The 10821-nt window shown below is 72.5% G+C and carries 8 protein-coding genes; 5 read left to right on the top strand and 3 right to left on the bottom strand.

The window, feature by feature from the left end:
* The first annotated feature begins 40 nt into the window (after positions 1-40).
* Entirely contained in the window at positions 41-904 is an 864-nt protein-coding gene (locus tag CP976_RS33745; protein ID WP_150483704.1) for a phosphotransferase enzyme family protein, read from the top strand.
* Positions 905-908: 4 nt separating this feature from the next.
* Here the strand turns inward: CP976_RS33745 and CP976_RS33740 are convergent, their stop codons facing one another.
* Positions 909-1814, bottom strand: coding sequence for a LysR family transcriptional regulator (locus CP976_RS33740; protein ID WP_150483703.1), 906 nt, complete (start codon positions 1812-1814; stop codon positions 909-911).
* Positions 1815-1905: 91 nt separating this feature from the next.
* On the opposite strand from CP976_RS33740, the gene CP976_RS33735 reads away from it, so the two are divergent.
* On the top strand, positions 1906-2934 hold the full coding sequence (locus CP976_RS33735) for a DMT family transporter (RefSeq protein WP_150483702.1): 1029 nt from the start codon (positions 1906-1908) through the stop codon (positions 2932-2934).
* Positions 2835-3401: a YbaK/EbsC family protein gene (locus tag CP976_RS33730; RefSeq protein ID WP_150483701.1), complete on the top strand. Its 567-nt coding sequence runs from the start codon at positions 2835-2837 to the stop codon at positions 3399-3401. The genes CP976_RS33735 and CP976_RS33730 overlap by 100 nt, the downstream gene beginning before the upstream one ends.
* Before the next feature lie 40 nt (positions 3402-3441).
* Here the strand turns inward: CP976_RS33730 and CP976_RS33725 are convergent, their stop codons facing one another.
* Complete coding sequence (locus CP976_RS33725) at positions 3442-4158, bottom strand: 3'-5' exonuclease (RefSeq protein WP_150483700.1); 717 nt, start codon at positions 4156-4158, stop codon at positions 3442-3444.
* A 139-nt stretch (positions 4159-4297) separates the two neighbouring features.
* Positions 4298-5539, bottom strand: a complete 1242-nt coding sequence (locus tag CP976_RS33720) for an SAV2148 family HEPN domain-containing protein (protein ID WP_150483699.1) — start codon at positions 5537-5539, stop codon at positions 4298-4300.
* A gap of 522 nt (positions 5540-6061) precedes the next feature.
* Here CP976_RS33720 and glgX point away from each other — a divergent pair.
* Together glgX and treY are read left to right on the top strand one after the other, a co-directional pair.
* Positions 6062-8194, top strand: coding sequence for a glycogen debranching protein GlgX (glgX, locus tag CP976_RS33715; protein WP_150483698.1), 2133 nt, complete (start codon positions 6062-6064; stop codon positions 8192-8194).
* Positions 8195-8332: 138 nt separating this feature from the next.
* On the top strand, positions 8333-10702 hold the full coding sequence (gene treY / locus CP976_RS33710; RefSeq protein ID WP_150483697.1) for a malto-oligosyltrehalose synthase: 2370 nt from the start codon (positions 8333-8335) through the stop codon (positions 10700-10702).
* The last annotated feature ends 119 nt before the right edge of the window (positions 10703-10821 follow it).

The following is a 10821-nucleotide window of genomic DNA, read 5'->3' as shown; positions in this document are numbered from 1 at the left end:
ACGTGGACGACGGCGGAGAACGTGACGACGGAGGCGGACGATGGACGAGGCACGGGCCCGGGACGTACTGGCCGTGGCGGGAGTGCTGCCCGGCGCGGCCCGGGAGGCACGGCTGCTCGCGCTGGGCGAGAACGCGGTGTTCGCCGCCGGTGACCTGGTCGTCAAGGTGGGCCGCGACGCCGAACTCCTCGACCGGGCGCGACGCGAACTGGACATCGCGCTGTGGCTCGCGGAGGCGGGTGTTCCGGCGGTACGGGCGGCCGAACCCGAGCCCTTGCTGATCGACGGGCACCCGGTGACGGTGTGGCACCGGCTGCCTGAAGCCGTACGGCCCGCCGAGCCGCGGGATTTGGCCGAACTGCTACGGCTCGTGCACGCCCTGCCCGCGCCCGCCCTCGATCTGCCGCCCCGCGATCTGCTGGGCGGTGTGGAACGCTGGCTGCGGCTCGCCGGGGACGCGATCGATCCCGCGGACGCGGCGTATCTGCGGGAGCGGCGGGACGGGTTCGCGGCGGAGGCGGCGGCGCTGACGCCGCATCTGCCGCCGGGGCCGATCCACGGGGACGCGCTGCCGCGCAATGTGCACGTCGGGCCGGACGGGCCGGTGCTGGTCGACCTGGAGACGGTCTCGGCCGATCTGCGCGAGCACGACCTGGTGGTGATGGCGCTCTCCCACGACCGGTACGGGCTGCCGGACGAGGCGTACGAGTCCTTTACTGAGACGTACGGCTGGGACGTACGCGCGTGGGAGGGGTGCGGTGTGCTGCGCGGGGCACGCGAGACGGCCAGTTGTGCGTGGGTCGCTCAGCATGCGCCGAGCAATCCCAAGGCGTTGGCGGAGTTCCGGCGGCGGGTGGCCTCGCTGCGGGAGGGGGACGAGACGGTGCGGTGGTATCCGTTCTGAGCGCCTACGGTTCTCCGCCCTGGATGCTTCGGGCGGCCCGGCGCAGCTCCGTGAGGACCGTGCGGACCGCTGTGCGGGCCGTGCGCTCGGGGCGGTACAGGGCGTCGATGTGGCGTCGCGCCCGCACTCCGCTGAGCGGGCGGAGCACGAGCGCCGGATGCGGGCGCATGGTCCAGCGCGGCATCAGGGCGATACCGCCCCCGGCGGCCACGGCCTCGGCGACCACCGAGAACTCGTTGATGCGATGGGCGAGATGGAGCCTGCGGCCCGCCGCCGCGGCGATGGCCTCGATGGTCGCCAGGACCGGGAACCCTTCGTGCACGGTGATCCACGGCTCGTCGGCCACGTCGCGCGGGGTGACGCGGCGCTTGGCGGCCAGGTGGTGGCCGGCGGGCATGGCCACGTCCAGCGGCTCGCGCAGCAGCGTCGTCGTGGCCACCGTGTCCGGCCAGGGCGGGGCGTGGTCCAGCCGGTGGGCCAGGACGACGTCGTACTCCCGGGTGAGCCGGGGGAAGTCCTCCTGCGGCACGTCCTCGTCGGCCAGCCTCGGCACCGGCTTGCCCGGACCGGCCAGCGCGCGCAGCAGCGGCGGGAAGAACGCGGCGCCCGCGCTGTGGAAGGCCGCCACCGACACCTCGCCGTCAGGCCGTCCGACGAACTCCTCGACGGTGTGCCGTGCGCGTGCCAGCGCCGTCTCCACCTCCACGGCCGCGCCCGCCAGCGCCTGCCCGGCGTCGGTGAGCACCAGCCGTCGCCCCTGGCGCTCGGTGAGCGGCACGGGGATCGCGCGCTGGAGCAGCCGTAGCTGCTGGGAGATCGCCGACGGCGTCACCAGCAGCGCCTCGGCGACCGCCGTGACGCTGCCCAGTTCGCCGAGTTCCCGCAGGATCCGGAGCTGACGTTCGTCCATCGCCTCAGTGTAGGGACGATGTAGGACTGCTGAATGATCGTTTTAGAGACTGGTACTGGGCTTCACGATGGCTCCGGTGCACCGTAGGCGGGTGTCCGATGTCCGCCGTACCGATGCGGTACTCCTCCTTGTCGCGCTCGTCTGGGGTTCCAGTTACCTGTCCGCCCAGACGGCCACTGCCGCGCTCCCCGTCCTGCTGGTGCTGTTCGCCCGCTACGCCCTCTCCGCGCTCGCCTGCCTCGGCGTCGTCGCCACCCGGGATCGCGGGTCGCGCCGGTGGACACGGGACGAGTTGCGGGCCGGGGTGCCCCTGGGGCTGACCCAGGCCGCGGTCCTGGTCGTGGAGACGTACGGCGTCGCGCACACCAGTGCCGCCAACGCCGGGCTCATCATCAGTCTGACCATCGTCCTGACCCCGTTCCTCGACCGCGGCGGCCACCGCGGCGCGCTGCCTGTCTCCTTCTTCGCCGCGACCGGCGTGTGCGTCCTGGCCGTCGGGCTGCTGATGTCCGGCAACGGCTTCCACGCGCCACGCCTCGGCGACCTGCTGATGCTCGGCGCCGCGCTGATCCGGGCCGTGCATGTCGCGCTGGTCGGCCGCTTCACGACCGGGCGGGCCGTTCGGCCCCTGCATCTGACGACGGTGCAGACCCTCGTCGGCACGGCCCTGTTCCTGCCGGTCGCCGCCCACGACCTGCCGACCCTGGTCCGCACGGATCCGGCGACCTGGGCCCAGCTCGTCTATCTCGCCCTGTTCTGCAGTGTGTTCGCCTTCCTGGCCCAGACCTGGGCCGTGCAGCGCACCTCCGCCAGCCGGGCCAGCCTGCTGCTGGGCACCGAGCCGGTCTGGGCCGTCGCGGTGGGCACAGCCCTGGGCGGCGAACACCTGACGCCCCTCACCGGCCTCGGGGCAGCACTGATGGTGGCCGGTACGTATTGGGGGCAGGCGGTGGAGCGCGCGCACCGAAGCGCACCCGGCCTCCTGCCTCCCTCGTCCCACTCCCCCGACAAGGACTCGGCATGCCCGACGGCACCCACCGCGACACCGGCCCGCACGACATCGGCCCGCACGACATCGGCCCGCACGACACCGGCCGGCACGACACCTACGGCCACCTGATCTCCCTGCTCGACTCGGCCTGCGTCGATTACCGCCTCATCGACCACGATCCCGAAGGCGCCACCGAAGCCGTCTGCGCGTTGCGCGGGCATCCGGCCGGCGAGGCCGCGAAGTGCATCGTGCTGCGGGTCAAGGTGGACCGCCGCACCACACGTCACGTCCTCGCGGTCGTCCCCGGGGACCGGCGGGTGGACCTGGACGCCGTCAGGGCCCTCTTCGCCGCCCGCTACGTGGGCTTCAGCGACCCCGGGACCGCCGAACGGCTGGCCCGCGCCGTGCCCGGCACGGTCCTGCCGTTCAGCTTCGATCCCGCCCTGGAACTGGTCGCCGACCCGGACGTCGTGGCCCTGCCGAAGCTGTACTTCAACGCGGCCCGGCTCGACCGCTCGCTCCTTATCTCGGGCTCCGACTACGAGCGGCTGGCCAAGCCCCGCGTCGAACGCATCGCGACGCCCGCGCCGGTGTGACGGAGGGGAGCTCCGGGATTTCCCAACGGGTGGGCGGGGCTTATGCGTCCGCCGGCTCCCGCAACGGCCATGCCCCGTCCACCAGGGCCGTCGTGTCGCCCTTGCCGCGCAGGAAGTTCTGGAAGTCCGCCGCCCACTCCGCGTACCACTCGATCTGGCGGCGGTGGAGGTCGGCCGGGCCGAGGGAGGCGATCTTGGGGTGGCGGGCGGCTATCGCGCCGGCCAGGCGGGCCGCCGCGAGGGCGTCGGCCATGGCGTCGTGGGCGGAGTCGAGGACGACGCCGTACTCGGCGCAGACCGCTTCGAGGTTGCGCTTGCCGCGGCGGTAGCGGTCGACCCAGCGGTCGATGGTGTACGGGTCGATGACCGGGGCGGGGTCCACACCGCCCAGGCGCTCGCGCAGGGACGGCAGTCCGTAGCGGCGCAGCTCGGCGGAGAGCAGGGTCAGGTCGAAGGCGGCGTTGTAGGCGACGACCGGCACGCCCGTCTTCCAGTAGGACGTGAGGACGTCGGCGAGGGCGTCGGCCACCCGGTCGGCCGGTCTGCCCTCGGCCGCCGCCCGCTCGTTGCTGATGCCGTGCACCGCCACCGCGTCCTCGGGGATCGGCACCCCCGGGTCGGCCAGCCACTCCCGGCGCCCCATCGGCTCCCCGCCCTTGACCTCGATCACGGCTGCCGTGACGATGCGCGCCTCGCGCGGATCCGTGCCCGTCGTCTCCAGGTCGAAGCCGATCAGCAGCTCCCGGTGCCAGCCCATGGGCGGCCCCCCTTCTATGGTGCGTTCCCCCAGTGGTCTCCACCCTCCCATGCACCACTGACAATCAGAGGACCGCGCTCCGCTCAGCCCCCGCCGCGGCCGGGCGAACCACCACAACCACCGCACAGCGGGGCACGGTTCACGACACGGGCCGCGAATCCGCCCACATCACCTCGAACTCCTCGCGATAGGTGGGGAAGAGGCCGCTTTCGTCGATCTCGCCCGACTTGACCACCTTGCCGCTGTTGCGCAGCACGAACACCGGTGCCTCCATGCCGCGGGTCCGGCGCAGATAGTTCTGCACGACCGCGATGCCGTCCGCGCCGTCGCCGTCGACCAGGTACGCCGTGAAGCGGGGCGTCTCGTCGAAGACCTGGATCTCGAAGGCCCCCGGGTCGCGCAGCCGGGCCCGCACCCGGCGCATGTGCAGGATGTTCATCTCGACGGCCCGGCTGAGCTCGCCGCGCTTGATGCCCAGTTCGCGCTCGCGCCGCTTGACCGCGCTGGAGGCCGGGTTCAGGAACAGCAGCCGCACCCGGCAGCCGGACTCGGCCAGCCGGACCAGGCGGCGGCCGGAGAAGTTCTGCACGAGCAGGTTGAGGCCGATGCCGATGGCGTCGAGGCGGCGGGCACCGCCGAAGATGTCCTCGGCCGGGAACTGGCGCATCAGCCGCACCCGGTCCGGGTGGACGGCGACCACGTCGGCGTACCGGTCGCCGACCAGGTCCTCGACCGCGTCGATGGGCAGCCGGCGCGCGGAGGGCACGTCACCGCCCGCACCGAGCATCTCCAGCAGCCGGGCGGAGGCGCGCTCGGCCTGGTTCAGGACGGCCTCGGACAGGGCCCGGTTGCGGGAGACGACGTTCCGGGTGACCTCCAGCTCGTCCAGGGCGAGCTCGACGTCCCGGCGGTCGTCGAAGTAGGGCTCGAAGCAGGGCCAGTGCTGCACCATCAGCTCGCGGAGCTGCGGCAGTGTGAGGAAGGACAGGACGTTGTCGTCGGCCGGGTCGAGGAGGTAGCCCTTGCGGCGGCTGACCTCGCGTACGGCGACCGCGCGCTTCACCCACTCCTGCCCGGCGGGGCCGGCGGCGGCCACCACCCAGTCCTCGCCGTGGACGGGTTCGTAGACGGGGCGCAGGACGGCGGCGACGACCGCGCGCAGCCGCTGCTCGACGAGGTTCAGCCAGATGTAGGCCCGGCCGGCCCGCTGCGCGCGGGTGCGCACCTCGCGCCAGGCGTCGGCGTCCCAGTCCAGCTCCGGACCGATCGAGCCCGTCGCGTCCATCGGCCGCGCCAGGGACACGGCACCGGTCGGGACGTCTGCGGAGTTCCCCTCGTGACCTTCGTCACCAGGGGGCAGCTCCAGCCCTCCCGAGCCCACCCGCGCACCGCCTTCCGCTCCCCCGAGCACTCCCGAAGGGCCTGGTCCCACCCAACGATCAAGGAAGGGTACTCCGGGAGCGGTCGGCGGTGCAGCCGGATGGGCAGGGTAGTTCTCAACCGTGCGGCTGCCCGTGCCCGATCCGCCGGGCGGGCTCGGCCGGAGTGAGCGGATTCATAGCGGTCGGTCTTCTCGACCCGCCCCGTCTCGTCGCCGGCCGCTCGGCCGGTGGATCACGGCCGGTGGATCACGGCCGGTGGATCACGGCCGGTGGATCACGGCCGGTGCGGTCCGACCCGGCTCCCCGCCGGACGGACCGCCCCGAGCCGGTCCCCGTGTCACATCTTTCCCCTACTCCCCCAAACACCCCGGGAGTATCACTTGCCCCACTGGTTCGGCATAACGCGTATGCACTGGTCACTCGGTAAGAGGGACATAAGTCATAGGAGGTTCCCTCACTTTCGAGGAGACTCGAGGCCAAGGCGTCCCCACCGGCGCCGCTCACCTGAAAGAGTCGTATCCATGCAGGTCTGGCCTGGAGAGGCATATCCACTCGGTGCCACGTACGACGGCGCCGGCACGAACTTCGCGGTCTTCACGGAGGCCGCGGACCGAGTAGAGCTGTGTCTGCTGCACGACGACGGCTCGGAGACGGCGATCGAGCTCCGGGAGAGCGACGCGTTCGTACGGCACGCGTACCTGCCGGGCATCATGCCGGGGCAGCGGTACGGGTTCCGGGTGCACGGCCCGTACGCCCCGGAGCGCGGGGTGCGCTGCAACTCCGCGAAACTGCTGCTCGACCCGTACGCGCGTGCGATCAGCGGTTCGATCAGCTGGGGCGAGGAGGTCTACGGCTACCATTTCGACGATCCCGACCGTCGCAATGATCTCGACTCGGCGCCGCACACGATGACGTCGGTCGTGGTCAACCCGTACTTCGACTGGGGCGACGACCGTCTGCCGCGCACCGAGTACCACCACACGGTGATCTACGAGGCCCACGTCAAGGGCCTCACCATGCGGCACCCGGGCCTGCCGGAGGAGCTGCGCGGCACCTACGCGGCCCTCGCCCACCCGGCGATCATCGAGCACCTCACCGAGCTCGGCGTCACGGCCCTGGAGCTGATGCCCGTACACCAGTTCGTGAACGATCACCGCCTGGTCGACATGGGCCTGAACAACTACTGGGGCTACAACACGATCGGCTTCTTCGCCCCGCACAACGCCTACGCCTCCTGGGGCGACCGCGGCCAGCAGGTGCTGGAGTTCAAGTCGGCGGTGAAGGCGCTGCACGAGGCCGGGATCGAGGTGATCCTCGACGTGGTCTACAACCACACCGCCGAGGGAAACCACCTGGGCCCGACCCTGTCCTTCAAGGGCCTGGACAATTCTCGCTACTACCGGCTGACGGACGACCCCCGCTACTACATGGACACGACAGGGACCGGGAACTCCCTGCTCATGCGGTCCCCGCACGTGCTCCAGCTGATCATGGACTCGCTGCGGTACTGGGTCACGGAGATGCACGTCGACGGGTTCCGCTTCGACCTGGCGGCGACGCTCGCCCGGCAGTTCCACGAGGTGGACCGGCTGTCGTCGTTCTTCGACCTGGTGCAGCAGGACCCCGTGGTCTCGCAGGTCAAGCTGATCGCCGAGCCGTGGGACGTGGGCGAGGGCGGCTACCAGGTGGGCAATTTCCCGCCGCTGTGGACCGAGTGGAACGGCAAGTACCGGGACACCGTGCGGGACCTGTGGCGGGGCGAGCAGCGCACACTCGCGGAGTTCGCCTCGCGGCTGACCGGCTCGTCCGACCTGTACCAGGACGACGGGCGGCGCCCGCTGGCCTCCATCAACTTCGTGACCTGCCACGACGGCTTCACGCTGCACGACCTGGTGTCGTACAACGACAAGCGCAACGATGCCAACGGCGAGGACAACCGGGACGGCGAGAGCCACAACCGGTCCTGGAACTGCGGCGCCGAGGGCGAGACGGACGACCCGGACGTGCTGCGGCTGCGGGCGCGGCAGATGCGCAACTTCATCGCGACGCTGATGCTGTCCCAGGGCGTGCCCATGATCAGCCACGGGGACGAGTTCGCCCGCACCCAGCACGGCAACAACAACGCCTACTGCCAGGACAACGAACTGGCCTGGGTCGAGTGGCCCGCCGAGGGAGAGGGCGCCGAGGGGGGCCTGAGCAAGGAGCTGCTGGCCTTCACGCGCGCGATGGTGTGGCTGCGCCGGGACCACCCGGTCCTCCGCCGCCGGCGTTTCTTCCACGGCCGGCCCGTGGAGGGCACGCACGACGACCTGTCCGACATCGCCTGGTTCACCCCCGAGGGCCGGGAGATGACCCAGCGGGACTGGGACTCGGCTCGGGCCTCGGCGCTGACGGTGTTCCTCAACGGCAACGCGATCTCGGAGCCGGGCCCGCGCGGGGAGCGCATCACCGACGACTCGTTCCTGCTGATGTTCAACGCCTCGCCCAAGCCGCTGGAGTTCCTGGTTCCGGTCAACCACGGGCGGCAGTGGCAGGTGGTGGTCGACACGGCCCGCGCGGACGGTGTGCCGCCGGGGACGGGCCCGAAGGTGCAGGCCGGGGACCGGCTGACCCTGGCCGACCGGAGCATGACGGTGCTCCAGCGGCCCGTGTAGCGGCCCCGGCGGCCCGTACGGACGCCCTCGTCCACGCCGTCGCCGCGTCGCCCGGAAAGAGCCACTCGTCCGGGCGACGCGCGAGGCACCTGGCCGGACGATGACACGAACGGCGGCGGGGCGGGTACGTAGGTCTGCATGACACCTGAGCGACCTGACCCGGTGGTGCCCACGGCCACGTACCGGCTGCAACTGCAGCCCGAGTTCCCGTTCGGGGCCGCGGCGGCCATCGTGCCGTACCTGGCCTCGCTCGGCGTCTCGCACCTGCATCTGTCCCCCGTCCTGGAAGCCGTGCCGGGCTCGATGCACGGCTACGACGTCGTCGACCACGCGCGCGTGCGCGAGGAACTGGGCGGCGAGGAGGGACTGCGGGCGCTGGCGCGCACGGCGCGCGAGCACGGGCTCGGCCTGGTGGTAGACATCGTCCCGAACCACATGGCCATGGCCCCGCGCCACAACCGCGCCCTGTGGGAGGTGCTCCGCGAGGGCCCGAAGTCGCCGTACGCGCGCTGGTTCGACATCGACTGGGAGGCCCAGGACGGTCAGGTGCTGCTGCCGGTGCTCGGCGGGCCGCTGGGCGAGGTGCTCGGCGAGCTGCGCGTCGACGCTGACGTGCTGCGCTACTACGACCATGTCTTCCCGCTGCGCGAGGGCACCGAGGACCTGCCGCTGCCGCACCTGCTGGACGCGCAGTGGTACCGCCCGGTGTGGTGGCGGCTGGCCCGGACGGAGCTCAACTACCGGCGGTTCTTCAGCATCTCGGAGCTCATCGGGGTGCGGGTGGAGGACCCCGAGGTGTTCGAGGCCACCCACGACAAGATCCTCCAGCTGCTCCACGAGGGGGTGATCGACGGGCTGCGCGTCGATCACCCGGACGGGCTCGCCGACCCCGACGACTACCTCCGGCGGCTGCATGAGGCGACCGGGGGCCGCTGGACGGTCGTGGAGAAGATCCTCGCCGACGGTGAGCACCTGCCGGCCGCCTGGCCCGTCGCGGGCACCACCGGCTACGACGCCCTGCGGCACGTGGACGGGCTCTTCACGGACCCGGCCGGGTTCGGGGACCTCCTGGGCCGGTACCGGCGGTTCGCGGCGCCGCAGACGGACCGGGGCGGGCAGTGGGAGGCGACGGTGCGGCGGGCGGCGTACAAGGTCCTCACGCACGAGCTGGCCACCGAGACCGACCGGCTGGTGCGGGTGGCGGCCCGGCTGTGCGCCACCTCGCCGGAGCCGGCGCTGCGCGACCGCGCGCCCTGGGCGCTGCGCACCGCGCTCCAGGAGCTGCTGGTCCGGATGGAGGTCTACCGGCCGTACGAGTCCGTCGACGCGGCGTCCGTGGTCACCGAGGAGGCCGCCGCCGAGGCCCGGCTCGCCTTCACCGTGCCCGAGGAGGCCGGTGCGGTGGACGTCGTGCGGGACCTCGTGCTGGGGCGGTACGGCGACGGGCCCGCACAGGTGGAGTTCCGGACGCGGTTCGCGCAGACCTCGTCGGCGCTGCGGGCGAAGTCCGTGGAGGACACGGCGTTCTACCGGTACGTGCCGCTGCTGTCGGCGACCGAGGTGGGCGGGAATCCGGGCCGTCCCGCGCTGTCGCCGGAGGAGTTCCACGCGTACTGCGCGCGCGTGCAGCGCGACTGGCCGGTGACCGGGACGGTGGCCTCGACGCACGACACCAAGCGCAGTGCCGACGTCCGGGCGGCGCTGCACGTGCTCACCGAGTGCCCGGACCGCTGGGCCGACGTCCTCGCCGAGGTGACCCGCACCGGCGAGGGCGTACCGGACGCGCAACTGGCCTGGGCGGCCTGGCAGACGGTGTTCGGGCTGGGCCCGGCGCCGGGGGTCCTGGAGCGGGTGCAGGGGGCGCTGCTGAAGCATGTGCGCGAGGCGGGGCTGTACACCAGCTGGACCGAGCAGGAGCCGCCGTACGAGGAGGCGGTGGCGCGGTTCGTGGCGGCCGGGCCGTGCGGGGTGCCGAGTGAGCGGGTCGCCGCGTTCCGGGACTCTCTCGAGCCGCACATCCGGGCGAACGTGCTGGGCACGACCCTGGTCCAGCTCACGATGCCGGGCGTGCCGGACGTCTACCAGGGCACGGAGGCCGAGTCCCGGGCGCTGGTCGACCCCGACAACCGGCGGGCGGTGGGCTTCCCGCCCGAGGAGTCCGGCGGGACGTTCGGGGAGAAGATCGCGGTGACGCGGGCGGCGCTGGGGCTGCGGGCACGGCGCCCCGACGCCTTCGGTGACACGGCCACGTACATGCCGCTGCCGGCGCAGGGACCGGCGGCGGCCCACTGCCTGTCGTTCGCCCGCTCCGGTGCGGTGGTGACGGCCGTGACCCGGCTGTCGCTCCGGCTCGCGGAGGCGGGCGGCTGGCAGGACACCCGCCTGCCGCTGCCGCCGGGGCGCTGGGCGGACGTACTGGAACCGGGGCGGGAGTTCACGGGGCACGCGCGCGTGGCGGAACTGTTCGCACGGCGGCCGGTGGCGTTGCTGGAGCGGGTGGGCGACTGAGGCGGAGCCGATTTGCAGCCGGCGACACGCGAGCCCCGCAGGCCGGCAGGCGGATTGCCGGACGCGGAGCCGTCCGACGTCGCCCGGCACGTCCATCCGCACCCCGCCCTCTCGGAGGC

The organism is Streptomyces coeruleorubidus, assembly GCF_008705135.1.
Taxonomy (GTDB): Bacteria; Actinomycetota; Actinomycetes; order Streptomycetales; family Streptomycetaceae; genus Streptomyces; species Streptomyces coeruleofuscus.
The sequence above is the reverse complement of the archived record's forward strand: the minus strand, read 5'-3'. Positions and strand labels throughout refer to the sequence as shown.